At 40.1% G+C, this 25,805-nt stretch carries 24 protein-coding genes; 14 read left to right on the top strand and 10 right to left on the bottom strand.

Annotated features, from left to right (window positions below):
• Positions 1 to 14 precede the first annotated feature (14 nt).
• A complete protein-coding gene (katE, locus tag FY048_RS07170) occupies positions 15 to 2,159 on the top strand; it encodes a catalase HPII (RefSeq protein ID WP_446090664.1) in 2,145 nt (714 codons plus the stop codon).
• A 183-nt stretch (positions 2,160 to 2,342) separates the two neighbouring features.
• Here the strand turns inward: katE and FY048_RS07165 are convergent, their stop codons facing one another.
• Complete coding sequence (locus FY048_RS07165; RefSeq protein WP_003651181.1) at positions 2,343 to 2,576, bottom strand: hypothetical protein; 234 nt, start codon at positions 2,574 to 2,576, stop codon at positions 2,343 to 2,345.
• Between the two features lie 287 nt (positions 2,577 to 2,863).
• On the opposite strand from FY048_RS07165, the gene FY048_RS07160 reads away from it, so the two are divergent.
• Entirely contained in the window at positions 2,864 to 3,475 is a 612-nt protein-coding gene (locus FY048_RS07160; RefSeq protein ID WP_005041445.1) for a LexA family protein, read from the top strand.
• Between the two features lie 75 nt (positions 3,476 to 3,550).
• Here the strand turns inward: FY048_RS07160 and FY048_RS07155 are convergent, their stop codons facing one another.
• Complete coding sequence (locus FY048_RS07155) at positions 3,551 to 4,162, bottom strand: LysE family translocator (RefSeq protein ID WP_446090663.1); 612 nt, start codon at positions 4,160 to 4,162, stop codon at positions 3,551 to 3,553.
• Between the two features lie 156 nt (positions 4,163 to 4,318).
• Between FY048_RS07155 and FY048_RS07150 the strand changes: the two genes are divergently transcribed.
• Positions 4,319 to 4,774, top strand: coding sequence for an Lrp/AsnC family transcriptional regulator (locus FY048_RS07150; protein WP_000376211.1), 456 nt, complete (start codon positions 4,319 to 4,321; stop codon positions 4,772 to 4,774).
• 58 nt (positions 4,775 to 4,832) lie between these two features.
• Here the strand turns inward: FY048_RS07150 and FY048_RS07145 are convergent, their stop codons facing one another.
• On the bottom strand, positions 4,833 to 6,449 hold the full coding sequence (locus FY048_RS07145) for a purine-cytosine permease family protein (protein ID WP_004642440.1): 1,617 nt from the start codon (positions 6,447 to 6,449) through the stop codon (positions 4,833 to 4,835).
• Positions 6,450 to 6,644: 195 nt separating this feature from the next.
• Between FY048_RS07145 and FY048_RS07140 the strand changes: the two genes are divergently transcribed.
• Positions 6,645 to 10,109 carry a hybrid sensor histidine kinase/response regulator gene (locus FY048_RS07140; protein ID WP_446090733.1) on the top strand — a complete coding sequence of 1,155 codons (3,465 nt, stop codon included), beginning with the start codon at positions 6,645 to 6,647 and terminating at the stop codon, positions 10,107 to 10,109.
• Positions 10,106 to 11,065, top strand: coding sequence for a response regulator (locus FY048_RS07135; protein WP_446090662.1), 960 nt, complete (start codon positions 10,106 to 10,108; stop codon positions 11,063 to 11,065). The genes FY048_RS07140 and FY048_RS07135 overlap by 4 nt, the downstream gene beginning before the upstream one ends.
• A 37-nt stretch (positions 11,066 to 11,102) precedes the next feature.
• On the opposite strand, the gene FY048_RS07130 is transcribed toward FY048_RS07135, so the two are convergent.
• Both FY048_RS07130 and FY048_RS07125 read right to left on the bottom strand, forming a co-directional pair.
• Positions 11,103 to 12,173, bottom strand: coding sequence for an alpha/beta hydrolase (locus FY048_RS07130; RefSeq protein ID WP_446090661.1), 1,071 nt, complete (start codon positions 12,171 to 12,173; stop codon positions 11,103 to 11,105).
• Between the two features lie 45 nt (positions 12,174 to 12,218).
• Complete coding sequence (locus FY048_RS07125; RefSeq protein ID WP_446090660.1) at positions 12,219 to 12,695, bottom strand: cyclophilin-like fold protein; 477 nt, start codon at positions 12,693 to 12,695, stop codon at positions 12,219 to 12,221.
• A gap of 285 nt (positions 12,696 to 12,980) precedes the next feature.
• On the opposite strand from FY048_RS07125, the gene FY048_RS07120 reads away from it, so the two are divergent.
• Positions 12,981 to 13,871: a LysR family transcriptional regulator gene (locus FY048_RS07120; protein WP_446090659.1), complete on the top strand. Its 891-nt coding sequence runs from the start codon at positions 12,981 to 12,983 to the stop codon at positions 13,869 to 13,871.
• On the opposite strand, the gene FY048_RS07115 is transcribed toward FY048_RS07120, so the two are convergent.
• Positions 13,849 to 15,054, bottom strand: coding sequence for an MFS transporter (locus tag FY048_RS07115; protein WP_446090658.1), 1,206 nt, complete (start codon positions 15,052 to 15,054; stop codon positions 13,849 to 13,851). The genes FY048_RS07120 and FY048_RS07115 overlap by 23 nt on opposite strands.
• Before the next feature lie 261 nt (positions 15,055 to 15,315).
• Between FY048_RS07115 and FY048_RS07110 the strand changes: the two genes are divergently transcribed.
• Positions 15,316 to 15,600, top strand: coding sequence for a GNAT family N-acetyltransferase (locus tag FY048_RS07110; protein WP_004642449.1), 285 nt, complete (start codon positions 15,316 to 15,318; stop codon positions 15,598 to 15,600).
• Positions 15,601 to 15,706: 106 nt separating this feature from the next.
• Here the strand turns inward: FY048_RS07110 and FY048_RS07105 are convergent, their stop codons facing one another.
• On the bottom strand, positions 15,707 to 15,820 hold the full coding sequence (locus FY048_RS07105) for a hypothetical protein (RefSeq protein ID WP_446090657.1): 114 nt from the start codon (positions 15,818 to 15,820) through the stop codon (positions 15,707 to 15,709).
• A gap of 64 nt (positions 15,821 to 15,884) precedes the next feature.
• Here FY048_RS07105 and FY048_RS07100 point away from each other — a divergent pair, with 64 nt between their 5' ends.
• From FY048_RS07100 to FY048_RS07080, 5 genes are all read left to right on the top strand, one after another.
• Positions 15,885 to 16,544, top strand: coding sequence for an amino acid ABC transporter permease (locus tag FY048_RS07100; RefSeq protein WP_446090656.1), 660 nt, complete (start codon positions 15,885 to 15,887; stop codon positions 16,542 to 16,544).
• On the top strand, positions 16,534 to 17,199 hold the full coding sequence (locus FY048_RS07095; protein ID WP_216968882.1) for an amino acid ABC transporter permease: 666 nt from the start codon (positions 16,534 to 16,536) through the stop codon (positions 17,197 to 17,199). Before FY048_RS07100 ends, FY048_RS07095 begins: the two co-directional genes overlap by 11 nt.
• Positions 17,200 to 17,201: 2 nt before the next feature.
• Complete coding sequence (locus FY048_RS07090; protein WP_004642454.1) at positions 17,202 to 17,933, top strand: amino acid ABC transporter ATP-binding protein; 732 nt, start codon at positions 17,202 to 17,204, stop codon at positions 17,931 to 17,933.
• A gap of 31 nt (positions 17,934 to 17,964) precedes the next feature.
• Positions 17,965 to 18,825, top strand: coding sequence for a transporter substrate-binding domain-containing protein (locus FY048_RS07085; RefSeq protein ID WP_446090655.1), 861 nt, complete (start codon positions 17,965 to 17,967; stop codon positions 18,823 to 18,825).
• Between the two features lie 82 nt (positions 18,826 to 18,907).
• On the top strand, positions 18,908 to 19,774 hold the full coding sequence (locus FY048_RS07080; RefSeq protein WP_209830566.1) for a transporter substrate-binding domain-containing protein: 867 nt from the start codon (positions 18,908 to 18,910) through the stop codon (positions 19,772 to 19,774).
• A gap of 234 nt (positions 19,775 to 20,008) precedes the next feature.
• Here FY048_RS07080 and FY048_RS07075 read toward each other — a convergent pair whose 3' ends face one another.
• Positions 20,009 to 20,944: a LysR family transcriptional regulator gene (locus FY048_RS07075; RefSeq protein WP_446090654.1), complete on the bottom strand. Its 936-nt coding sequence runs from the start codon at positions 20,942 to 20,944 to the stop codon at positions 20,009 to 20,011.
• 90 nt (positions 20,945 to 21,034) lie between these two features.
• Between FY048_RS07075 and FY048_RS07070 the strand changes: the two genes are divergently transcribed.
• Positions 21,035 to 21,676 (top strand): alanyl-tRNA editing protein, encoded by a 642-nt coding sequence (locus FY048_RS07070; protein WP_446090653.1) that lies wholly within the window; start codon positions 21,035 to 21,037, stop codon positions 21,674 to 21,676.
• The gene (locus tag FY048_RS07065) at positions 21,677 to 22,315 is read left to right on the top strand and encodes a LysE family translocator (RefSeq protein WP_446090652.1); all 639 of its coding nucleotides are present in this window, start codon (positions 21,677 to 21,679) and stop codon (positions 22,313 to 22,315) included.
• Positions 22,316 to 22,775: 460 nt separating this feature from the next.
• Here the strand turns inward: FY048_RS07065 and FY048_RS07060 are convergent, their stop codons facing one another.
• Together FY048_RS07060 and FY048_RS07055 are read right to left on the bottom strand one after the other, a co-directional pair.
• Positions 22,776 to 24,737: a family 2A encapsulin nanocompartment cargo protein cysteine desulfurase gene (locus tag FY048_RS07060; protein ID WP_446090651.1), complete on the bottom strand. Its 1,962-nt coding sequence runs from the start codon at positions 24,735 to 24,737 to the stop codon at positions 22,776 to 22,778.
• Positions 24,712 to 25,644 carry a family 2A encapsulin nanocompartment shell protein gene (locus FY048_RS07055; protein ID WP_001107602.1) on the bottom strand — a complete coding sequence of 311 codons (933 nt, stop codon included), beginning with the start codon at positions 25,642 to 25,644 and terminating at the stop codon, positions 24,712 to 24,714. The genes FY048_RS07060 and FY048_RS07055 overlap by 26 nt, the downstream gene beginning before the upstream one ends.
• Between the last annotated feature and the right edge of the window lie 161 nt (positions 25,645 to 25,805).

Here is a 25,805-nt window from a genome sequence, read left to right as displayed (position 1 = left end):
TTAAAACATAGGTAATGAACATGACTGATAACGTTAAATTAACAAATAAAACAAGTGAAATGGCTGGCGCTGATGAGGCAAACAAAGCCAATACCACTCAAAAAACTGAACAATTAGACACAGTAAGAGATGATGCTACAAATCAGGCTTTAACCACAAATCAGGGGGTTAAAATTGCTGATAACCAAAATAGTTTAAAAGCAGGAACGCGCGGATCAACATTATTAGAAGATTTTATCTTACGAGAAAAGATTACCCATTTTGACCATGAACGAATTCCAGAGCGTATTGTGCATGCTCGTGGCGTAGGAGCTCACGGTTATTTTCAAGCTTATAAAGGCAATGAACGTCTAACGAAAGCGGGTTTTTTAACGGATTCATCTATTCAAACTCCAATTTTTGTACGTTTCTCGACTGTACAAGGGCCGCGTGGTTCAGCTGATACTGTTCGTGATATTCGTGGATTTGCTATTAAATTTTATACCCAAGAAGGCAACTTCGATTTGGTCGGCAATAATGCTCCAGTTTTCTTTGTACAAGATGGTATTAAGTTCCCTGACTTTGTACATGCGGTAAAACCTGAACCAGATACTGAAATGCCTACTGGAGGGAGCGCCCATGATACATTTTGGGACTTTGTGTCTTTAGTACCAGAGTCAGCGCATGCTGTGATTTGGGCGATGTCTGATCGTGCTATTCCTCGTAATTTACGTTCAATTCAAGGCTTTGGTGTGCACACCTTCCGTTTAATTAATGCTGAAGGTAAAGCTCATTTTGTTAAGTTTCATTGGACTCCAAAACAAGGTTTAAGCGCTCTGGTTTGGGATGAGGCACAAAAACTTGCAGGTAAAGATCCTGATTTCCATCGTCGAGATCTTTACGAAGCCATTGAGCAAGGCGTATATCCTGAATGGGAATTAGGGGTGCAAATTGTCGCAGAAGAAGATGAAATGAAGTTCGATTTCGACTTACTTGACCCAACAAAAATTATTCCTGAAGAATTAGTTCCTGTCACACCTATTGGCCGTTTTGTTTTAAATCGAAATGTTGATAATTTCTTTGCTGAAACAGAGCAGGTTGCTTTCTGTCCAGGGCATATTGTCCCAGGCATTGATTTTACGAATGATCCTCTCTTACAGGCACGACTATTTTCATATACCGATACACAGTTAAGTCGTTTAGGCGGACCGAATTTCCATCAAATTCCGATTAATAAGCCTGTATGCCCATTCCATAATAATCAACGCGATGGCATTCATCAGCATACCATTCATAAAGGGCAAGCTTCTTATCAACCAAATTCAATTGATGGGAACTGGCCAGTTGAAACACCTCCAGCGGCAGAAAATGGTGGATTTGAAAGTTACTATGAACGAGTGAGTGGTCAAAAGATTCGTGAAAGAAGTGAATCTTTTTCAGATCATTTTTCTCAGCCGCGTCTTTATTACAAGAGCCTTGCACCTCATGAGCAGAAACATGTGGTCGATGCGTATACCTTTGAACTCAGTAAGGTAAAAAGAAAATATATTCGTGAACGTCAGGTCCAACAAATTTTGGCGAATATCGACCTTGATTTAGCACGTCAAGTGGGAGCAAATCTAGGAATAGAAGTACCTGATCTTAGCCTCGATTTTAAACCTCAAACCGTTGAAAAATCGGCTAAGTTATCCATGCTCGCTTTCCCGCCAGCCGATATTAAAGGCCGAAAAATAGCCGTACTCATCCATAATCTGGTGAAGTCTGATGCATTAGAAACCATTAAAAACTGGGCAATTAAGGAAGGGGCTATTGTGCATTTATTAGCACCGAGCCTAGCGCCAGTTAAAGATCATCAAGACAAAGTTATTGCGGCTGATGGCATGCAAATGGCAGAACCATCAATTGCTTATGATGCGGTGATTATTCCCGATGGTGATAATTTAAATACGGTGATACAAGATGGTGTAACTCGTCATTACATATTAGAAGCCTATAAACATTTAAAACCAGTCGTTTTTTTAGGTAATAAATCTGACCTACTTGACCCACTTAATTTGGTTGCAGATGAAGGTACTCTAATAGAAGATGAATTTAAGCATATTTCAGAGAAGCTTAAAAACTTGCTTAAAACTCATCGAGTTTGGTCGCGAGAGAAAATAGCTCAGCACGTTCCAGCTTAAAGTAAAAGCCCTGAAGGTTAAAACTTTCGGGGCTTTTTTATATCGTGGTCGCAGTCGTGACGATGATTATGATGACCGTGGACAAAACTCTCGAAATCAGAAACGCGATGCCTCTGGACGGTTTGCGTCTTAAGCATCGCGCTTTAAAAACAAAGGAGGTTTAGCCTCCTTTGTTTTAATATTTTATTGGGGGAGAGGTTGTAGCCCTTTTACAATATCAAGATATTCAGAACCGTTTAACCAAAAAGATTTTTTTAGAAATAGGGTGGTCATAATACTTTCTGCTGCTTCACTTTCCGGATTTTCACAGAAAATTCCATAGCTTTCGCCTAATACCGCATCATTTTCAATGAGGCGGATATAGTAAGCATGTTGCTCATTTGCATAACCTAAAACTGCATCACGTTGATTTTTCATTTCGCATGTCTCCATACCAAAAAACTGAATTTAACCAGAATGTTAAATGTTCAGAATCTCATTTGATAAAAATCATAAAACAGTCAGTAATCAGGACTATCCCATAATAGGTTTTGATTTTCTTCAAATTGCCATTTTGATTTAAACATCCCTGTTAAAAGCAAAATGGATTAAAATCTGATCATGGGATTTATTGTTATGCAAAAAAAATATTTCGTCAACTTGAAAATGTAACTTTTTCAAGTTACATTGTCTGTGTAGGATTTGAACGGTGAAATGGTGGCGAGATGTCAAAGAAAAACGAGTTTGAGCATGGCGGTGCCCGTGAAAATGCTGGTCGTAAAGCACAGTTCAATGAACCCACAAAAGTGATTCGTGTTCCAGAATCTCAAGTGAACTTTATCAAAAATTGGTTACTGAATAATGTCAAAACCGACAACCGGACAGATTTTAGCTCAAAATTGAAGGTTCAACAGGTCCATGCAAACAACGATAAAATTTACCATATTCCTTTAGCTACTGAACGTGTTGCTGCGGGTTTTCCTTCGCCAGCGCAAGATGATATTGAGCAAGCACTCGATTTAAATGAATATTTAATTAGAAATGAAAATGCCACGTTTATTGTCAAAGCCAATTCTTTGTCAATGCTAGACGCTGGAATTGATATTGATGATCCACTTATTGTGGACCGTAGTCTTCCCGCTAAATCTGGGGATATCGTAATTGCGCTTATTGACAATGATTTCACTGTTAAGCGCTTAATGATTGATAATAATTACCACCCACCTAAAATTTGGCTAAAAGCTGAAAACTCCGATTATCAAAATATTTATATTGAAGAAGGGCAAGAACTGGTTATTTGGGGAGTCGTGACTTATAACCTCAAACGAATGAGATAAGGCGTTGCTTTCATATTTTATGATTTTAGTTACTGACCTGAAATGGAGGCCAGTAACTTTTTGCTAAATGTCTTTTTAAATTTGCCCAATCAATAAACATGTTGCGATAACAACCATCAAACCACCTGAAAAACGACCGACTAATTGTGCTGCTTGTGGTCTGGTTTTCAAAATAGCTTCTGAACCATAACCCACCATTAAGTAAATAATCGCGCAGCTAATCATGTGGACAACACCAAAGGCAAGAATTTGTGTTGTCACAGACCATGAAGCAGTAGTGTCAATAAATTGAGGTAGCAGCGCTAAAAAGAGTAAAAAAACTTTCGGGTTTAATCCACTCACATAAACGCCTTTGGTTGCCCAGCTCAACCATGACCGAGCCTTTTCAGAACCAGACTCATTCGGAGTAGGAGGGGTAAGTAATAAGTTTATTCCCATCCATAACAAATAAGCAGAACCTGCAATTGTTAGGATCATGAGAGCAGTTGGATTATTTGCTACAAGCAGACCAACACCAGCCGCTACCAATAAAATCGTAATAAAGTGCCCCAATAGCATACCTGCAACGGCAGGTACGACGACTTTGCCTTTAATTCCTGCCGAGATGGCATAGGCCCAGTCTGCCCCTGGAGTAATAATAAAAAGAATGGAGACACTCCAAAATGCAATAAAAATGTTAAAAGCCATATGCTTATCTCGGCAAACTATTTTCCAAAGGTTTCGTTCGTGGTTTAGAAAAAATTCCTATTCATTCGAACTTGTTGAAAATAATATGCTCATGTATTTAGAATGTGCTTTTAAATGTTTGCTCATATCACACTCATTTGGGGTAAATTTTTCTAAATGGATCGCACAGATAAAAAGATTCTTGCTGAATTGCAGTTAAATGGCCGATTATCTATTACTGAATTGGCAGAAAAAGTAGGCTTAAGCATTTCACCATGTCATCGACGAGTGAAGGCTTTAGAGGAGTCAGGAGCCATCAAAGGCTATCGGGCAGAACTCGACCCGAATCTAGTAGGTTTTGAGTTTTCAGCGATTGTTTTTATTACGCTTAAAGAAGGTGATAAGCAGGCAGTTGAGAAGTTTGAAAATGCGGTGATTGATATTCCGCAAATCATTCAGGCCCAGCGCTTATTTGGTGAGCCAGATTATTTGCTGCATGTGGTAGCAAAAGATTTACCCGCTTTTCAACGGCTATATGATGAAAAGTTATCGGCTATTCCGAGTGTGCAACGACTCATCTCAACCATTGTAATGAAAGATGTCGTGCCTGAACGTTTATTCCCGATTGGCTAAAATCTTTAGGGATAAAAAAAGAAGCTTTAAAAAGCTTCTTTTTTAGTCTTAAGGATATTTAGGTATCAAGTGTTTTACACAAAGAGCAGATCGTACCGTTATGTTTATGAGAGAACATAATATCTGGACGCTCGTAACCTTCTTCACATACACGGCAGTGGTAAACTGTTGCAACTGGTGTACCTTCAGCGTCAAAACGGGGTTCTTTAATGCCGTCATCATGTGACTTGATGTAGTATTTTCCTTTGGTTAATAAGCCCATGATTGGTGTTAATACAAAGGCAAGTACAAGCGCGATAAGCGGTGAGTAAGGAGCCAAGAAGCTGCCAAGTAATCCGAAGAATGCGGCAATCGATAGTCCTGCTGATACAAGGAACGCAACCATACCGACAGGGTTTACGTTGTAGAGCATGTCGCGACGATATTCTGGTTCTTTTGGTGAAAGCTTTAAAACATATTTGTTGATTGAAATGTCTGTTGCAACGACCACAACCCATGCAATCGCAAAGTTTGAATAGAACCCTAAGATTTTACCCAGTACTGCAAACATGTTGCCTTCCATTAAGGCAAGGGCAATTGCCAAGTTCACCATCACAAAGACAATACGACCCGGATAATGCTTGCTAATACGAGTGTAGGCACTTGTCCAAGCAAGAGAACCAGAGTAAGCATTGGTCACGTTAATTTTAATTTGAGAAATGACCACCAAAATAACCGCAAGTGTTAGAGCAGCCCAGCCCGGAAGCATGTCATGAAACGCTGCATTAAATTGTTGAACAGGTTCAGTACTGTTTACACCCGGTAATTTTGTTAATAAGTAGAAACCTAAAAATGCTCCAATAATTTGTTTGATTGCCCCTAAAATTACCCAACCTGGACCTGCTGAAATTACGGCTGCCCACCATGCTTTACTATTTTCTTTTGTTTTAGCGGGCATGAAGCGCAAGTAGTCAATTTGCTCACCGATTTGCATAATCAAAGATAGACATATACCAGCACCCAACATGATGGCTGCCATATCTACAGTTGCAAAACCTTCTTTACCTGTAAAAGTAGCAAACTGGCTGACTAAGGTTGGTTCTTGATAAATCAGGTAGGCCACAGGACCAATCATCAGAATGAGCCAAAGCGGAGTTGTCCATACTTGTAATTTACTTAAGGCTTTCATGCCGTAAATAACAAGCGGAATCACCATAACGGTCGAGATGAGGTAGCCTGCCCAAAGCGGAATACCTAAACCGAGTAATAAGCCTTGCGCCATGATTGAACCTTCAAGGGCAAAGAAAATAAATGTGAAACTGGCGAAAATGATACTAGTGAGGACTGAGCCGATATAACCGAAACCTGCGCCACGGGTAATCAAGTCGAGGTCGATATTATAACGTGCCGCGTAGTAGGCAAGAGGAATACCAGTTAAGAAGATAATAATTGCTGCAAATAAAATGGAGAAAACCGCATTGGTTGTTCCATAAGACATACCAATACTGGCGCCAATAGAAAAGTCAGCAAGATAGGCAATACCACCAAGTGCAGTAATAGCAACAACTTTGGGGCTCCAGCGCCGAAAGCTATGTGGAGCATAACGTAAAGTATAATCTTCTAAGGTTTCATTCACTGCTTTTTGTGAATCTGTACCTTGCACAGTGTCCAGATTTGGATGTTCAGATACACTCATAACATCAATCTCCCAATCATTTTCGGTCAATCAACACAAATATTGATCATTGTTTTTTGATGAATTTGAGTGTGTGATTTTTGATGAAAATTGGAAATACGTTATTTTGCGTATATGTGCGTATTCGAGAAAATCGCCATGATAAATGACTTTTGGCATAAGGATTGCTGGGTTTAATGCAGCCACATGCCAAACATGAGTGTTATGCCAGATTCTTCACGCCCCCAACAAGCACCACAACGTGTGATCAAAACGCGCCGTGAATATAATATTTGGGTGGCAGATGAAAGTATCGAAGATTATGCGCTCCGTTATGCGCCCACATCAGTACGTAAATGGTCGCCTTGGACCGTTACTAATACCGCAATTTCGACAGTTAGCTTCTTGGCTATGGAAGCCATTGGAGCGACCATGCTTTGGCAGTACGGCTTTAGCAACGCGCTGTGGGCGGCAATAGTCGTATGTACCATCATATTCTTAACCAGTTGGCCGATTAGTTACTACGCTGCAAAATATAATGTAGATGTCGATCTGCTCACCCGTGGTGCAGGTTTTGGCTATATTGGCTCGACCATTACTTCACTGATTTATGCCAGCTTTACCTTTATTTTGCTTGCGTTTGAAGCTGCAATTATGGCGATGGCACTTGAGCTTGCCCTTGGCATTCCACAAGTTGTTGGTTACTTGATTTCTGCATTGGTGATTTTACCTTTAGTGGTCAAAGGTATTGGTTTTATTAACAAAGTTCAGGCAATCACTCAGCCAATTTGGCTCTTATTGCTGTTATTACCATGGTTTTTTGTACTTTGGAAACAACCACAAATTTTAAGTAGTAGCCTGCATTTTGTTGGTGCGGTTTCAAACTCAACCGATTTTAATCTGTATTACTTTGGTGCGGCGTGCACTCTTATTTTTTCATTTGTGATCCAAATTGGTGAGCAAGCCGACTATTTACGTTTTTTGCCGCAACAAGAAAAGAATAGAACGGCATGGCGTTTTGCTGTTTTCTTAGGTGGCCCATCTTGGATTATTTTTGGATTTCTCAAAGTTTTGATGGGCATGTTGCTGATGGTTTTAGCCTTTCAGCTGTTGATTCCTGTCTCTGAACTAGACAATCCGACGTATCTGTATTGGGTTGCCTATCAACAATTTATTCCAAATCCCCAGCTTGCTTTAATTCTCACGTTGGCACTGGTTTGCTTGGCACAGATTAAAATTAATATGACCAATGCCTACGCTGGTTCATTGGCATGGTCAAACTTTTTTGCCCGTTTAACTCATAGTCATCCAGGGCGAATTGTCTGGCTTCTTTTTAACGTTTTCATTGCCATTGTTTTGATGGAAATGGGTATTAGCCATGCGGTCGAGCGCATTTTGGGGCTATATAGCAATGTCGCTTTGGCATGGATTGGTGCCGTTGTTGCCGATTTAATTATCTGTAAGCCTTTAGGTCTAAGCCCGAAAGGAATTGAATTTCGCCGTGCTTACTTATATGACATCAACCCCGTAGGTGTAGGCGCGTTACTCATCGCTTCAGTGTTATCGATGCTTAGCTATTTGGGCTTTTTCGGATTAATAGTGAAAGGCTTGGCGAGTTTTATTGCTTTGGGGAGTGCGGTGTTATGTGTTCCTATCATTGCTTACTTAACCAAAGGCAAATATTACATTGCACGCCAACCTGAAAAAATTCAGGCGACTTCGATTGCTAACTGTGTCGTGTGTGAACGGGACTATGAACTTGCCGATATGGCGGGTTGCCCAGCCTATAACGGTACGATTTGCTCTCTATGCTGTTCACTTGAAGCACGCTGTCACGATTTGTGTAAACCCGATGCACGTTGGTCAATACAGCTTAAAAAAGCTATCTGGCATTATTTACCAGAACGTTGGGCCAGTCGTTTAAACAGTCGGGTCAGTTTATATTTATTACTGACTTTAGGACTTTCTATTGTTTTGGCGGTGAGTTTAAGTCTGGTTTATATCCAAGAAAAAGCATATCTGGAAACGATTAATGCTGAAGGAGTTCCTCAGCTATTTACGCTATTTGTCAAAATTTACACCATCTTGTTTTTATTAATGAGCGTTGCGGCATGGTGGTTAGTGCTAAACGATGAAAGCCGCCGTAATGCTGAAATTGAAACACATCAACAAACAGCGTTATTGATTGATGAAATTGCTGCGCATGAAGTCACTTCAAAAGACCTGCAAGATGCTAGAATTTCAGCAGAACGGGCAAATGATGCAAAAAGCCGTTATGTCATTGGAATTAGTCACGAACTACGAACACCTCTAAATAGTATTTTGGGTTATAGCCAATTGCTTCAAAAACAAGAGCAGCTTTCGGAACAGGGGAAAATGGCGCTTGGGGTAATTAGCCGTAGTGGGCAGCATTTAACTTCGCTGATTGACGGTTTACTGGATTTAGCACGAATTGAAACAGGCAAAATTTCTTTAAATGTGGTGGATGTTCACTTCCCAAATTTTATAGAACAGATTATTCAAATGTTTCAGCCGCAGTTTGAACAGAAGAATTTACAGTTTATTTATGAAATTGGAGATAACCTGCCGCACTATGTCCGCACCGACAAAAAGCGCTTAGAACAGGTACTGATTAATTTATTGGGCAATGCTTTAAAGTTTACGACGAGCGGCACAATAACTTTAAAAGTCGATTACCGCTTTCAAACGGCTTATTTTGAAATTAGAGATACAGGTTGTGGCATTGCAGAAGCGGATTTAGAGCGGATATTTAATCCGTTTGAACGAGGCAGTAATGTGGTTCAGGGTGGATTTACCGGCACAGGGCTCGGACTACCGATTGTAAAATTATTGGTCGATTTACTTGGTGGGCAGCTATCTGTGAGTAGCCAGCTCAATCAAGGTTCACAGTTTAAAATTAAGTTTTATTTGCCTTCAAAAGAGGTGGTTCATCCAATTTCTAATGTTTATTCCAACCAGATTACGGGCTATCAAGGTGAGCGAAAACGAATTTTAGTTGTTGATAATGAAGCTGTAGATCGAGGTTTAGTTGCTAATTTTCTAAAACCTTTGGGTTTCATTATTGAAGAAGCCGAGTCGGGCATTGATTGTTTAAGACGTGTTCCTATTTTTCAGCCTAACCTGATTTTAATGGATTTGAATATGCCCTTGATGGGCGGGTGGGAAACTGCGCGGTTATTACGTCAAAATAATATTACCAATGTGCCGATCTTAATTATTTCGGCGAATGCAGGCGAGCGTGAAGTCAATCCACAAGATGCAGTCTTAAGTGAAGACTTTATGCTAAAACCAATCGATCTCAATTTGTTGCTGAGTAAAATTGGAGATAAGTTAGGGCTGGTGTGGGCTGATTCTAGGTCAACATTAACCGAAGAAAATAATGAGGTTCAAGCACTTCATATAAAGACGTATAAGCAAGAAAAAGTCACTGTTTATACACCAACAAAACAACCAGAAAACAATGGCGCACAAGATTTAACTCAAGCCTTGCAGCAACTAGATGAATTGATTGGACAAGGCTATATTCGAGGTATTCAACATGCTTTAACACATTGTCGTCAAAATTTTCCGGAGCATGACGAGTTATGGGAACAGCTTGAACAGGCTATTCAAAAATTTGATTTAAAACAGGCCCAACGATTAATTCAGGATAAGCAATGAGTACGCAATATGTTTCTTTTCAGCAGGCTTCAACAACTGAGCAGGCTGTTATTCTGATTGTGGATGATGTGCCGGAAAATCTGGGCTTGTTACATGAAAGTCTGGATCAGGCAGGGTATCGTGTGCTTGTAACAACGGATGGGTTAAGTGCAATTGAAATCGCGCACCGATGCTTACCCGATATGATTTTGCTCGATGGCAATATGCCACATATGGATGGCTTTGAAAGTTGTATACAGCTTAAAGCAAGCCCAATTACTCAGTTTATTCCAGTCATTTTTATGACAGGCTTGTCGGAAACAGAACATATTGTGCGTGGTTTTCAGGTCGGTGGGGTGGACTACGTAACAAAGCCACTGAATATTGAAGAAGTACTGGCAAGAGTAAAAACGCATTTGGCACATGCCAAACTATTGCAGCAACAAAAACAGGTGATTGATGCAACAGAAACAGCAATTCTCGCGCTAGATATTCACGGCAAAATTGTTTGGAAAACTCAAAAAGCCAGTGATTTATTGAATCAATATTTACCTGAATTAGAAGGTTTTGAAGCAGGCTTAAAAGCTTGGTTTTCAGACTTGGAACATGAAAAAGACCCAAAAAAATTAATCAGCTGTTCTTATTCAACGCCATCTCAGCAATTACAGCTTTTATTGCTTACACCGTGGCAATCTGAAACAAGCGTAGCAAAAAATTATCTTATCCAGATCAAGACTTCTACGCCAGCTTTGGAAATGGCTGATATTTTGAAATATTGCCCGCAGTTGACTCAGCGTGAAGCAGAAGTCATGCACTGGTTATTGTTAGGGAAAACCAATAAAGATATTGCGGAAATTTTGGAGCTGAGCCCGCGGACGGTAAACAAACATTTAGAACATGTTTTTGAAAAACTTTGCGTTGAAAATCGAACTGCGGCTGTGGCGCATATTAATAGTCTGGTGCAAGAGTTTCATTAAATAAATAGAGGCCCGTGTTGAGCCTCTATCATGCCTCTTATTTCAAGTTTTGTTTAAAGAAACTGGTCAATTTATCAAATGGAATGAGATCGACACGATCGTATAAATCAACATGTCCCGCACCTTTAACATAGTAAAGTTCTTTAGGTTGGCCTGCGAGTTTATAAGCTTCTTCACTAAACTCTTTTGAATGAGCCTGATCACCTGTAATAAACAGCATTGGGCGTGGTGAGATGGTTTCAATATCGTTAAATGGATAGAAGTTTAAAAATTTGACATTACTTGTTAGTGTTGGGTGGGTTGTAAGGTCTTTTGATGAACTTTTCGGCGTATATTCTCCGCGTGGAGTGCGATAAAAGTCATAAAATTCACGTTGGATCGGATGTGTATCTGCCGTTAACTCATGCGTAGTCCCGCTGGTATATTTTGTTTCACCGCCTGTGAACTCGACATAACGTTGCACAGCCGCTTCAGCAATAATTTGCTTTCTTTGCTCTAAGGTTTGTGAGTGGCGTAAGCCATTACGGTTTGCAGCTCCCATATCATACATACTGACAGTGGCAATGGCCTTCATACGAGGGTCAATTTTTGCTGCGCTAATGACAAAACTTCCACTTCCGCAAATGCCGAGTACGCCAATACGTTCACGGTTAATAAAAGATTGCGTTCCTAAATAATCTACAGCCGCACTAAATGCTTCTGCGTAAATGTCAGGTGCAACTACATTTCTGGGTTGGCCCGCGCTTTCACCCCAAAATGATTGATCAATCGCCAATGTTACAAAACCTTGTTCAGCCAGTTTCTGTGCATAAAGCATAGAGCTTTGTTCTTTCACGGCTCCCATTGGGTGACCAATTACAATAGCGGGGGCTTTAGTCTTTTTATTCAGATTTTTGGGAATAACCAGATTGGCGACAATATCCATATTGTATTGATTTTTAAACGTGACTTTCTGAATAGTCACTTGCTGACTTTGATAAAAGTTATTTGCGCCGTTAGTCATGTCTGCTGCCATAGCTGAGGTTGAAGAGAATAAACCAATTGTTGCAGCGCAAATCGCAGCCGCAGTATGGGTTTTAAGCTTTTTAAAGAAGGGAGATGTAGTCATGGATACCTCAATTTAAATAATTTGAATGGGTGAATTTGCTTATGCTTATTTCATTTGGGAAATTGAAATTTTGATGGGTTGTTTTTGCTTGAACTCTTGGGGAATAGCATCAAGTTTCCCAAGCAAAATAAGACCATTTGCGTACCCAACAGTTGAGTCTTTATAGAAAAAAGCCAGATTACCCCAAGGGGCATAATAGGTAAGATCACCAGCTTGTCCTGCATAGCCATTGGGTGCATTCTGTGTAGTTAGCTTGGTGGGTAGGTCGGCTATTTTTTCAGTAGAGTCATAATCTTTAAGGGTTAATGTCAACGGAAGCTGCTTGGCAAAATCTTGAACAGTCGGTGTCATAGGTAATGTTGCAAATAGTGGTTGCTTTGATCCCTCAATATAAATACGGATTTTCATCATCGATAACCTTTGTTGATTGTTGCCCGTAGGCCTTGTTGCATAAGAGATAGATATGGCTGAAAACGAGAAAAAGATGCTGAGTAAAGCGAGAAAAAACTTCTGATTAGCCATATCGAAGAACCTCATTTCTTTAAGAGAACGCACTTAAATGCAGAGAAGTTATTCAATTTCTAGCGTAAAGGTATGAGCTAAATTTATTAATTTTTGATAATAATAAAATCAGGTACTTTTTATGCTTGAGCTCATCTAAATCTTGATGTTCACTGCTTGATATAGAGTTTAATGAATCTTCTTTATAATAAATAGCCTAAAAAACAAACATGGACTTATGAGCAATATTCATAAATAGTTTTATCATTTATAATTAAATTAAACCGTGAAAAGAGATAAAAGCAGATGATAAACAAAGAAAACTATAATGATCTTTATGCTTTTTTAATGGTGGCTCGAGAAGGGAGTTTTACGAAGGCCGCAGGAAAAATGGGAATTTCGCAGTCTGCGCTAAGCCATACCATTCGCGGTTTAGAAGAACGTTTAGGGATGCTACTTCTGACCCGAACCACACGAAGCGTTTCGCCGACAGCCGCGGGTGAAAGGTTAAAGCAAACCATTAGCGCCAGCTTTGACCAGATTGATAATGAATTATCGCTTTTAACATCATTTCGGGATCAACCCGCTGGTACGGTTCGTATTAATGCTAGTAGTCATGCGATACGGGAAGTTCTTATTCCAAAACTTGAAAAGATTGCTGGTGATTATCCTGATGTACAAGTTGAGCTAGCTGCCAATAGCGGTATGGTGGATATTGTTGCAGAGCGATTTGATGCAGGAGTTCGCTTTGGAAGTCGTGTAGCAGATGGCATGATTGCGGTACGTATTAGCGCAGATGTCAAAATGGCGGTGATTGCAACGCCACAATATTTTGAGAAATATGGAATTCCTGCAACCCCCAAAGATTTAATCAATCATCAATGTATTGGCTTTCGTTTAACCACCCAAGGCAGTGTGTATGCATGGGAGTTTTTGAAGGATGGACAAGAAACAAAAATCAAAATTCAGGGACAATGGATATTTAATGAAAGCTACGATATTGTCGAGGCGGTTAGAGCGGGATTTGGATTGGCTTACATTCCGAAAGAGCTGATCCAACAAGATCTCGATCAAGGCAAACTTGTTCAGGTATTGGAAGATTACAGTATCCAGTTTCCCGGATACCACCTGTACTATCCACATCGTAGACAGCTTTCGCCTGCATTAAGGTTGGTTATTGATGTGTTGCGTGAGTAGCACTTCGCCATGTAATAAAAGCAATGATAGCACCCAATAACAACACAATAGCGCTCATATAAAACGTAGCACTATAGCCATGCGAGTCATATAGCAAGCCCCCTAAAGTTGCACCTAAAGTAATTGCAAATTGGATAATCGCAACCATCAAACCGCCACCAACCTCAGTATCTTGATGCAACGTCTGTGCAAGCCATGTGTTCCATGCGACAGGTGCTGAAGTTCCAATAAAGCCCCATAAACCCATTAATATTGCAACCAACCACAAGTGCTGACCACCAAGCACGAAGGCATAAGCAGTGCTTGCCATCATTAAAGGAATAAGGATGAGGTAGCGATAGACATGTTGATGAAGAATAAAACTAATCACGAATGTGCCAGCTAAACCCGCGATACCTAATATGAGTAATAAAATGGATAACATGGCCGCATCGACATGACTGACGGTTTCTAGAAATGGGCGTAAGTAGGTAAATAGCGCAAATTGCCCCATAAATAACAATAAAATCCCTGTCATGCCATAAAACACAATTGGACGTTTCAGTAGTCCAAAGGGATTTTTTGACTTTTCAACAGACATCATTGCTGGAAGAGCGGGCATACTTTTAAATTGCCATACAAGCGCAATAATCGCGATAGGAACGATACAGAAAAAAGCACCGCGCCAGCCAATGATTGAACCTAGAAAACTTCCTAAAGGTGCGGCTATTGTGGTCGCTAGAGCATTGCCACCATTCAACAGACCGAGTGCTTTAGGTACTGACAGAGGTGGAACAAGTCTCATCACAATCGAAGTCGACATGGCCCAAAAACCACCAATCACTACACCTAAAATTGCACGACCCACCATGAATAAAGCAGCAGAGTGAGCAAATGTAATCAGCATGCCAGAAACGATCATGAGTAAGGTAAGTAACAGCATGATATGACGGCGATCCCATGTCTTAAATACACGGCTAATAGTTAAGCTGGTTACCACAGCAAAAATGCCTGAAATTGCGATCGCTTGACCGACTTGGCCTTCACTCATATTTAAATCTGAAGAGATTGATGTGAGTAAACTTACGGGCATGAATTCTGAGGCAATTAATACTGCACAGCAGAGCGACATTACAAATACAGCACCCCATGCTGGTGTGCTATTCTCATGTGTATCTTGCTCAATTTGATGAAAAGAAGACATAAAAGTTCCGACTTTAAAACCGTTAAATGTTCATAAAAGAAATGAACAAATCTGGTTGCAGAGCTTATCAGCAAGGGTTTGAAAGGATTAGGCCTAGAATTACGAATAGAATTATGAGTTTTATGCATGAATTGTCTTTAAAAAGCATACAGACTCGCTGCTAAAAACAGGCTATTTTTTTACACTTAGATTTGTTCTTATAGTTCAAGATATACAAAGTCATTTTTAAATAAATATGAGTCGTAAGAAGAGGAATTTATTGTGAATATTCAACAAAAAGATGATACAAAACACGGTAGCTTTAGTTTACTTGATGGTGAAACCGTTGCAGGTGAAATGACTTATACATGGGCAGGCGAAGGCATGCTGATTATTGATGCCACAGATGTGAATGAAAATTATCGGGGACAAGGTGTAGGTCGACAATTACTTGATGCTTTAGTTGCCTTTGTTCGTGAGAAAGATGTGAAAGTGATTCCGCTTTGCCCTTATGCAAAATCGGTATTTGATAAAGATCCAAGCATTGGTGATGTCCTTAGAAAATAAGCAATAGACTGAAAGTTGTTTCATAAAAATCGGGCGTTGGTGTCCGATTTTTTTATGGGTTTTTATTATATATGGACTGTGATGAACATGTTTTAAGCGGTTGTATTCAGCTGATTTGAATGCTTTCGATTGCCAAATCGAATTTATCAAACTTATAGAAAAGCTTATCTAATAAAAATAGTTTTAGACTAATTGGGAAAAAAATAAACTCGGTACACAAATATTTGATCGCTGATTAGAGCTAAATATTTATAACGTTTTAATATTATTTTTTGGAATTTTCCTTGAACTGGCAGTATATCCATAGTGTGTTGCCGCAATTTTTCTCTGCAACTTTGACCACGCTGAAAATTTCAATTATCAGCATTATTCTGGCCATTATTGTAGGGCTGATTTGCAGCATTTTAATCACATATCGCGTGCGGGTACTAAATAGAATTGCCCAGTTCTATATTGAGTTATCTCGAAATACCCCTTTATTAATTCAACTATTCTTTTTGTATTACGGTTTGCCCAAACTTGGTATCAAAATCGATGGTTTTGCTTGTGGTGTGATTGGACTGACATTTTTAGGCGGAAGCTATATGGCAGAAGCTTTTCGAGCGGGTCTACAGTCTGTTGCAAAAGGGCAGATTGACTCTGCAAAAAGTATCGGTCTGCAACCGACTCAAATTTTTAGATATGTTATTTTTCCTCAAGCGTTTGCTATTTCAATTCCAGCAATTGGAGCAAATTGTCTATTTTTAATTAAAGAAAGTTCAGTTGTAAGTGCGATTGCTGTCGTTGAGCTGCTTTTTGTCACCAAAGACTTAATTGGCATGGATTATAAAACAACAGAAGCTTTGTTTTTATTAATCATGGCTTATCTGATTATTTTATTGCCCGTGTCTATTTTAACCAGTTATCTGGAACACAGAAGTCGGGAGGTGAGCCATGGAACTTGATTATCTATTTCAGGCGAGTCATCTCGAACGATTAATGTGGGGACTTTGGGCAACCGCAAAAATTGCTTTTATTTCAGTATTTTTCTCTGCAATTTTAGGCACGGTTTTAGGCGTCATTATGACTTCTAAAAACATAGTCGTTAAAGCGCTGTGCCGCCTGTATTTAGAAGCGATCCGAATCATTCCAATTTTAGTTTTGCTGTTTGTCTTTTATTTCGGCTTTGCCACATGGTTTAACTGGCAGTTTTCTGCAATGTGGGTGTGCGTTGTTGTGTTTGTTTTGTGGGGCACGGCTGAAATGGGTGATTTGGTCCGTGCAGCCATAACCTCAATTGATCAACATCAACGCGATTCTGCCTATGCGCTCGGGCTGACTCATGTTCAAGCATTGGTCTACGTTATTTTTCCGCAAAGTCTAAAACGAGTAACACCAGGCGCGATTAATTTATTTACCCGAATGGTGAAAACCAGTTCTTTGGCAGTTCTGATTGGTGTGGTGGAGGTCATTAAGGTGGGCCAGCAAATTATCGAAAATTCACTGCTGACTGTGCCGAGCGCCTCGCTTTGGATTTATGGCTTTATTTTTATTTTATATTTTCTGATTTGCTATCCCTTATCTCGTTTGGCGGCACATTTAGAAAAGGTCTGGGAGTAATTATGCCTTTGTTATCGATACAACAATTACAGAAATCATTTGCACAAAGTCATATTTTACAGGGCATTGATCTAGATGTAGAACAAGGAGAGGTGGTTGTTATTTTAGGCCCATCGGGCTGCGGTAAAAGTACCTTACTGCGCTGTATTAATGGATTAGAACCAATTCAAGGTGGTGAGATTCGATTAACAGGTTCGGGTGTGTTGGGTAAAGATGTTGACTGGACTAATGCCCGTCAAAAAATTGGCATGGTTTTTCAGAACTATGAGCTATTTGGGCATATGAATGTCATTGACAATATTTTGCTCGGGCCACTCAAAGTGCAAAAACGCCGCCGTGATGAAGCTGAACAAGTTGCAGATGAGTTGTTAAAGCGAGTAGGACTCTTTGAACGAAAACTCGATTATCCGCGACAACTTTCCGGTGGACAAAAGCAGCGTATCGCCATTGTCCGTTCACTGGTCATGCAACCTAAAGTCATTTTGCTCGATGAAATTACCGCTGCGCTTGATCCGGAAATGGTCAGAGAAGTGCTTGATGTAGTTTTGAAACTAGCCAATGAGGGGATGACCATGTTGATTGTGACACATGAAATGTCATTTGCCCGAAAGGTTGCTGATCGAATTATTTTTATGGATAAGGGCAAAATTATTGAACAGGCGCCACCTGAAGAGTTTTTTGAACAGCCGAAAACAGAACGAGCTAAAACCTTTTTAAATATTTTGTCGTATTAAGTCTTTTATTATTTGAATCATGAGGAAGTGAATGTTTAAACGTAATTCAATAAAAATATTAAGCAGTATTGCTGTTGCTGGGGTGTTATTAACGGCATGTAGTAAAACGCCATCAACTGAGCAAGCAAGTAATACTCAAGAAGACCAGTCTTTAGAGCAAGTCAAAAAAAATGGGGTGTTGCGAATTGCTGTTTTTGCTGACGATCCGCCGTTTGGTTATGTAGATAGTGCTGGCAATAATCAGGGCTTTGATGTGGCCTTAGCAAAACGAGTCACTAAAGATTTGCTTGGCGATGAAAAGAAAGTTGAATTTATTGTGACTGAGGCTTCAAATCGGGTGGAGTTTTTAAAATCAAACCGTGCCGATGTTGTGTTTGCGACATTTACAGTAACGCCTGAACGTAAGGAAGTTGTAGATTTTGCCGAGCCTTATTTAAAAGGTGCTTTCGGGATCGTCTCTCCTAAAGCCAAGCCAATTACTGACATTGCTCAATTGGAAGGTAAAACGTTAATTGTAAATAAAGGCACCAGTTCAGATACCTATTTTACTAAGCACTATCCGAAAGTGAATTTACTGAAGTTTGAAAGAAATTCGGATGCGTTCAAAGCCTTGACCGACGGTCGTGGTGACGCAATTTCACAAGATAGTACGTATGCTTTGGCGTGGGCCGCGAAGAACCCAAGTTATGTGGCGGGTATCCAGTCTATTGGTGATCAAGAGTTTATTGCACCAGCAGTTAAAAAGGGCAATACCCAATTATTGAATTGGCTCAATACTGAAATTAAGCAGCTAAGAACAAGCGGTGAAATTAAGAAAATTTATGATGAAACCTTAAAACCAATTTATGGTGAATCGGTTAATCCTAATGTGTTTTTAGATGTAGGCCAATAATTTTCGATATCGCTGGAGCAGTGTCTAAAAGTAGGCACTGTGATTTTAAATAAGACTTTTACAAGAACGATAGGGTGAAATAATGACAACACTAACTTTACAAAATATAAAGCATGTCCTCGCTGCATCTTTGCTGAGTTTAGGTTTAGTTGCATGTGATAAAGGCACGCAATCTAATGAAAAAACAGCTGACACCACTCAAACTGTGTCGAGTATTGAGCAGATTAAAAAGAATGGTGTCGTGCGTATTGGTGTATTTAGCGATAAACCGCCGTTTGGATATTTAGATGCTCAAGGTAAAAATCAGGGCTTCGATGTAGAGATTGCCAAGCATGTTGCTAAAGACTTATTGGGTGATGAAAACAAGGTAGAGTTTGTTTTAACTGAAGCTGCAAATCGTGTCGAATATTTAAAAGCCAATAAAGTCGATATTATTTTTGCAAACTTTACGGTTACACCAGAACGTAAAGAAGTAGTCGATTTTGCTAAACCTTATTTAAAAGTTGCTTTGGGTGTGGTGTCTCCTAAAACTCATCCAATTACAGATATTGCTCAACTCAAAGATAAAACTTTGTTGGTGAATAAAGGTACTACGGCTGATTCATTCTTCACTAAGACTCATCCTGAAATCAAACTACAAAAATATGAGCAAAACACTGAAACCTTTGATGCTTTAAAAGACGGCCGTGGTGCTGCTTTAGCGCATGACAACTTGCTGGTTTTAGCTTGGGCTAAAGAAAATCCAAATTACACAGTTGGCATTACAAACTTAGGTGAGCAGGACTTAATCGCCCCAGCTGTGAAAAAGGGTGATAAAGAGCTATTGGACTGGTTGAATCAAGATTTAGAGAAATTGGCAAAAGAAGGCGTGATTCATCAGGCTTATGAAAAGACGTTGAAACCAGTGTATGGCGATACGATTAATCCAAAAGATTTATTGGTTGAATAATTCTAATAAAGAGGACTCTAGATAGGATTTGCTCGAGCTAAGATTCATCTACAGCCTGCCCATAATTTATAAAGATAATGTTTTTGCAATATTTTTTATAGATGTAAACAGGGGGGCAGGTTCTGTAGATGCGAAAGTTTTTTGGTTACTTTTTCCAAAAAAAGTAACAGAATTAGCTGATTGCTTTAGAGATAGAAAGGTAGGATTCTATCGTGTTAATTCCTCGATTCTATATTATTTGAACTTAAATAAAGTCGGCTCTGCTGCCAATTTATCTGCCAAATATTGAATAAACACACTTAATTTCGGTGGTACATGGCGTGTTGGCGGATAGAGTAACCACAGTCCACCGCTGTAATAGGTCTTAAAGTCCCAGTCGGGTAAAACTTGAACCAAAGTCTGTTGTTGTAAAGCATGGCGCGCAACAAAGTAGGGTAAGCTGGCTACTCCTAAATGCTGTAGGGCTGCGCTTAAACGAACACCTGTATGATTTGCAGCATAACGACCCCGCACAGTAACACTAATCGACTTATTCCCTTGTTGAAATTTCCATTTTGAATCACTGATTTGTTCACCCAAATAGATACATTCATGCTGTTTTAAGTCATGAGGATGGGTTGGTACGCCATGTTTTTCCAAATATTCAGGTGTAGCACAAATCAAGTGATCGATATCAATGAGTTTTCGTCCCATTAGGCCGCCAGAGGGTTGCTCGGTAATTCGAAGTGCTAAATCAACTTCATCATCAATTAAGTCAACGTAACGGTCTTCTAAAAGCATTTGAATATCAATTTTTGGATAACGTTCTAAAAACTCAGGTAAATGTGGATGAATCATAAAATGTCCAACGGCTTTTGGAACACTCAGACGAATGATTCCTTGCGGTTCGACATGAAATTGGCCTGAACTTTCCATCACTGCCTGCGCCGCATTGACCATATCTAAACAACGTTGATAGACCTGTTGACCACTTTCACTCAAGCGAAGCTTTCGTGTGGTTCGATAAAGTAAGCGGGTCCCTAAAGCACGTTCTAAGCGAGCAATTGCACGGCTTATCGCAGAGGGTGTAGTACCGAGTTGTCGAGCCGTTTCAGAAAAACTCCCTGACTCGACTACTTTAACGAAAGTCGCCATTTCATTTAACAGAACCAGACTTTGATTTGTGCTCATGAGGCAAAAGTTATTTGGATTTAGAGTGGATTATCGCGTTTAAGAAATCGCAATACAATCTTTTTCATCTTAACGTATATGTAGAAAAATATGACGCAAGCATTGTATTTAACAGGTGTTCTTGTCGCTGAGGTTGAAGTTCTAGCGTGTAATCCTTGTGAAGATGGGCGTTTTACCGTGCATTTATCGGCAACCCCATTTCATCCTCAAGGTGGCGGTCAACCGAGTGATACGGGCAAAATCGCAGAAGTTGATGTAGTGCATGTGGCGATTGAACAAGGGGAAATCATTCATTACTGCACACAACCTGTTGAGTTGGGAGTGGCTTTTGCACAAGTGGATGAAGCAGGACGTCGTTATCATAGCCGCTTACATTCAGCAGGGCATTTGCTTGGACATGTAATGCATCTATTTGGCTGGCAAGCTGTAAAAGCGCAGCACTGGCCACATGATGCACGAGTTCAGTTCATTGCTTTGGATACAGCTCAGCAGTTAGATGCTCAAATGCTTGAACAGTATTGTTTACAATATATTCAGGCTAATTTACCAGCCAATCTTCAGCAACATGCAGATGGTTTTCGCGAAATCGGTTTTGGTGAGTTTTCTGCATTTCCATGCGGTGGGACTCATGTTGCAACGTTGGGGGATATTGGTTTTATAGAAATTCAGTCCTATCAGATTAAAAAAGGAAAGCTCAGTGTCAGCTATAGCGTTGCCAAGGAGGCTGAATAAATGTGGCAATTGTATGGGCATGAGTTTTTAACGCTGGCACTCATTCACTTTTTGGCAGTGATTTTACCGGGACCAGATTTTGTGGTTACGGTAAGACAAAGTGTACGTTATGGCTACTTAATTGGATGTCTGACTGCGATTGGTATTGGTGTTGGAATTTCGGTTCATGTGTTTTATACCCTTGTTGGCATTGGCTTTTTGATTCAACAAAGCGAATGGCTCATGTCACTCATCAGAGCAGCGGGAGCAGCTTATTTGCTTTATTTAGGATGGCAGTGTTTACGTAGTCAGCCGAATACTAATATTGAGATTAATGACCAAGCAGACAGTGATACTCCGAGTTTATTTAAAGCCTTTACGATGGGTTTTTTAACTAATGCTCTTAACCCGAAGGCCACGATATTTTTTCTGGCAATTTTTACAACTATTGTGAGTGTAACAACTCCCATGAAAGTTCAGATCTTTTATGGCGTATGGATGTGTATGGTTAATGCGATCTGGTTTATGGTGGTGAGTGTAATGTTTGCTCATCCAATAGTACGTAAACGATTTTTGGAGTTTGGTGTTTATTTTGAGAGGGTGATGGGGCTGTTGTTAATTGGGATTGCATTGAGATTGATTTGGGGATTGTTTGTTTAATTATTGTGAGTGTTTAAGGATATTACAGAAGCACCATTTTAGATTGTATATATAGTTTTCACGACATTCATACCAGTATTTGCTCGTGCTAAATTTCATCCACAGCCTGCCCATAATTTATAAAGATAATGTATTTGCAATATTTTTTGAAAAATGAAAACAGAGAACAGGTTCTGTGGATGAGAAGGTTTTGGTTACTTTTTAAAAAAGTAACAGAATTAGCTACTTTCTTTGGAGGCAAAACGGTAAGACTCCGCCGTGATAATTACTTTAAATTGTCTAGAGTATTAATGACTCTTAGCCCGAGTCGAAGGTTAATCTAGGAATCGAAATTAAAATAACAAGACTCCGCTGTGATAGCTACTTTGACTTGTTCCTATATATGAAGTTGAGCTCAAGAAGTTTCAGTAAATAATTTATAAAAAGACCACTCGAAAGCAGTCTTTTTTCCAAAATAGATTTAAACAGTACGCTTGTTACGTGTTAACTGGTGTAAAACAGACACCAATAAATCAATTTCTTCAGTCGTATTATAAAAAGCTAAAGACGGGCGCACAGTTTGTTCCACACCAAAACGACGTAAAATTGGCTGTGCACAATGGTGACCAGAACGTACAGCAATGCCATGTTGGTTTAAAGCTTTACCGACCTGTTCAGTCGAATAGCCTTGTAAGGTAAAGGACATGACACTGGCTTTGTGATGCGCAGTTCCAATCAAACGTAAACCAGACACACTGCTAAGCGCATTTTGACCATATTCAAGCAAATCATGTTCATAGCGTGCAATGTTATGAATGCCTAAACTTTCTACATATTCAAGTGCCGCACCTAAACCGACTGCATCGGCAATGTTCCCAGTTCCAGCTTCAAACTTGTTTGGTGCAGGTTGGTAAACCACCTGTTCGAAGGTGACGTCCTGAATCATGTTGCCGCCACCTTCCCAAACCGGCATTGTTTCTAGCAGTTCTGGTTTCGCATAGACTGCACCAATGCCTGTTGGACCAAACACTTTATGCCCAGAGAACACAAAAAAGTCGGCATCGAGAGCTTGAACATCGGTTGGTATATGTGAAACAGATTGAGCGCCATCAACTAATACACGTACACCTTTGGCATGGGCAATTTTAATCACTTCAGCAACAGGGGTAACTGTTCCCAAAGCATTAGAAACTTGAGTAATAGACAGCAGTTTAGTGCGTTCATTAATCAGTTTTGGCAACTCTTCTAAAATAATTTGCCCCATGTCATCAACAGGAATGACTCGTAATTTCGCTCCTGTTTTTTTAGTAAGTTGATACCAAGGCACAATATTGGCATGGTGTTCTAAGTGGGAAACGATAATTTCATCACCTTCACCAATATTTTGCTCACCCCATGTTTTTGCAATCAGGTTAATGCCTTCGGTTGTTCCTCGAACAAAGATAATTTCTTTAGAAGAGGGTGCACCAATGAATCGGGCAACTACATTTCTTGCATGTTCATAGGCGTCGGTTGCACGAGCCGCTAACTCATGTGCAGCACGGTGAATATTTGAGTTTTCATGCTGATAAAAATAAGCAATCCGATCAATCACGCGCTGCGGTTTTTGTGTGGTCGCAGCATTATCCAACCAAACTAGAGGTCGACCGTTGACGCGTTCCTGTAAAATTGGGAAATCGCGACGTATAGCATGTACATCGAGTGGTTGAGCACTGCTTGCTACAAAAGTGGGTTGTGATGGTTGATAGTGACTATAACTTTGTCCACTTTGAGGCAAGTCTAAAAAATAAAATGCAGAGCTTGCTGAACTTTGGGGCGGTGTGTTCGTTGCAAAACGATCTTCTGTCAGCAATGATTTCAGCTGGTCACCATGTGGTAACTGAAAAGACTGCGCAACCGAATAATTGTCTTCCACACCTTTAACAGATGGTTCTGCTGTATTGGGAGCAGAAAAATCATTTAAAAAATAATAAGGTGATTCACCAGCACCCGTGGGTAAGTTTGGTTCAATGCGCGGCACATTTGGTTCACTATGAGCTGCTTGTGGCAAATGTGGTTCAAATGGTGGGCGTGGCAAATTAGCTCCACCAACCACAGGCGCAGACGCTACAATTCGGCGTTCAGGGTAGTCTGGAAAATTTGGAATATGCTCAGGATATTCTGGATTGAGACTTTTCTGAAAGGCGATATTGGGCGCACGACCACTGAGTGCAGAAAATGGTTCACCCGGTTGTGGTGGGTGCGGTGGCGCTCCGACAGGTAAGTCCAAGTTAAGGCCCGATGGAGAAGCTGCACTACTTGAGCTTGGTAATGCTGAAAAAAACTCATTAGCAAGTCGAGCAATGGTGGACTCATCAGGGAAGTTGGCTGGTGGGTTAACACCAGTCACTTCAGGCCCGGTTGGACTACCTTGCAGATTACTTGTAGTTAACTGGGTAGTCATGATATTTGTCCACCTCCACATCATCTAATACTGCCAACGCATCATCAGTGAGTACTGCAAGTGAGCAATATAACGATATTAGATACGACGCAATCGCATTACGGTTGATTCCCATAAAGCGTACTGAAAGCCCTGGTGACTGTTCACCTGCAAGACCCGGTTGGAATAAACCAACAATCCCTTGACGCTTTTCACCAACACGAAGCAGCAAGATTTTAGTTTTGCCATCTTCTACAGGAATTTTATTTGATGGAATGAGTGGAATACCGCGCCATGTAATGAACTGAGAACCAAATAAGCTAACCGTTGGAGGTGGCACACCACGGCGTGTACATTCACGTCCAAATGCTGCAATCGCATCAGGGTGTGCTAGGAAAAATCCCGGTTCTTTCCAGACTTTACGTAGCAAATCATCAAGATCATCTGGAGTAGGTGGGCCATTTAAAGTCGAAATACGTTGGTCATCTGTCACACTTGCCAGTAAACCGTATTCAGGGTTATTGATAAGCTCACTTTCTTGACGTTCTTTAATAGTTTCAATGGTTAAACGGAGCTGTTCTTTAATTTGGTCGTGTGGGCTGCTGTAAAGGTCAGCAACACGTGTATGTACATCTAAAACAGTAGATACACCATTTAAAAAGTATTCGCGTGGCTCTGGGTCATAATCGACAAAAGTTTGAGGTAAAGTTGCTTCATCACGTTGTGTGCAAGCTACTTGAATATCATCGGTATTATTTACACGGTTTAAGCGGTAGATACCTGCTTCAACAGGAAGCCATTGAAGTAAGTGAGTCAGCCATCTGGGAGTAATTGTAGAAAGTTGGGGAGCAGTTTTGGTTGCATTGGCCAGTTGACGGGCCGCATGGTCCCCAAGAGCAAGTTGGGCTTTGTCTGTATTTTTCGCCATGAATCATTTTTCCTTATTACAGTGGCTTGGTTATAAAATGTTAAAATTTTGAATTATCGTGTTAACCGATTAGATTTAAATATTCGATTTTAAAAATATGAATAAGGTATAAATAAATGAACACAGTTCACTTATTATTAATAAGCATATATGTATGAAAA

Source organism: Acinetobacter sp. 1124_18A, from assembly GCF_052824995.1.
The sequence above is the reverse complement of the archived record's forward strand: the minus strand, read 5'-3'. Positions and strand labels throughout refer to the sequence as shown.

Bases quoted from the DNA above. Each gene is read 5' to 3' on its own strand.
- katE (WP_446090664.1), top strand. From the start codon at position 15: ATGAACATGACTGATAACGTTAAATTAACAAATAAAACAAGTGAAATG.
- FY048_RS07165 (WP_003651181.1), bottom strand. From the start codon at position 2,576: ATGAAAAATCAACGTGATGCAGTTTTAGGTTATGCAAATGAGCAACAT.
- FY048_RS07160 (WP_005041445.1), top strand. From the start codon at position 2,864: ATGTCAAAGAAAAACGAGTTTGAGCATGGCGGTGCCCGTGAAAATGCT.
- FY048_RS07155 (WP_446090663.1), bottom strand. From the start codon at position 4,162: ATGGCTTTTAACATTTTTATTGCATTTTGGAGTGTCTCCATTCTTTTT.
- FY048_RS07150 (WP_000376211.1), top strand. From the start codon at position 4,319: ATGGATCGCACAGATAAAAAGATTCTTGCTGAATTGCAGTTAAATGGC.
- FY048_RS07145 (WP_004642440.1), bottom strand. From the start codon at position 6,449: ATGAGTGTATCTGAACATCCAAATCTGGACACTGTGCAAGGTACAGAT.
- FY048_RS07140 (WP_446090733.1), top strand. From the start codon at position 6,645: ATGAGTGTTATGCCAGATTCTTCACGCCCCCAACAAGCACCACAACGT.
- FY048_RS07135 (WP_446090662.1), top strand. From the start codon at position 10,106: ATGAGTACGCAATATGTTTCTTTTCAGCAGGCTTCAACAACTGAGCAG.
- FY048_RS07130 (WP_446090661.1), bottom strand. From the start codon at position 12,173: ATGACTACATCTCCCTTCTTTAAAAAGCTTAAAACCCATACTGCGGCT.
- FY048_RS07125 (WP_446090660.1), bottom strand. From the start codon at position 12,695: ATGGCTAATCAGAAGTTTTTTCTCGCTTTACTCAGCATCTTTTTCTCG.
- FY048_RS07120 (WP_446090659.1), top strand. From the start codon at position 12,981: ATGATAAACAAAGAAAACTATAATGATCTTTATGCTTTTTTAATGGTG.
- FY048_RS07115 (WP_446090658.1), bottom strand. From the start codon at position 15,054: ATGTCTTCTTTTCATCAAATTGAGCAAGATACACATGAGAATAGCACA.
- FY048_RS07095 (WP_216968882.1), top strand. From the start codon at position 16,534: ATGGAACTTGATTATCTATTTCAGGCGAGTCATCTCGAACGATTAATG.
- FY048_RS07090 (WP_004642454.1), top strand. From the start codon at position 17,202: ATGCCTTTGTTATCGATACAACAATTACAGAAATCATTTGCACAAAGT.
- FY048_RS07085 (WP_446090655.1), top strand. From the start codon at position 17,965: ATGTTTAAACGTAATTCAATAAAAATATTAAGCAGTATTGCTGTTGCT.
- FY048_RS07080 (WP_209830566.1), top strand. From the start codon at position 18,908: ATGACAACACTAACTTTACAAAATATAAAGCATGTCCTCGCTGCATCT.
- FY048_RS07075 (WP_446090654.1), bottom strand. From the start codon at position 20,944: ATGAGCACAAATCAAAGTCTGGTTCTGTTAAATGAAATGGCGACTTTC.
- FY048_RS07070 (WP_446090653.1), top strand. From the start codon at position 21,035: ATGACGCAAGCATTGTATTTAACAGGTGTTCTTGTCGCTGAGGTTGAA.
- FY048_RS07065 (WP_446090652.1), top strand. From the start codon at position 21,677: ATGTGGCAATTGTATGGGCATGAGTTTTTAACGCTGGCACTCATTCAC.
- FY048_RS07060 (WP_446090651.1), bottom strand. From the start codon at position 24,737: ATGACTACCCAGTTAACTACAAGTAATCTGCAAGGTAGTCCAACCGGG.
- FY048_RS07055 (WP_001107602.1), bottom strand. From the start codon at position 25,644: ATGGCGAAAAATACAGACAAAGCCCAACTTGCTCTTGGGGACCATGCG.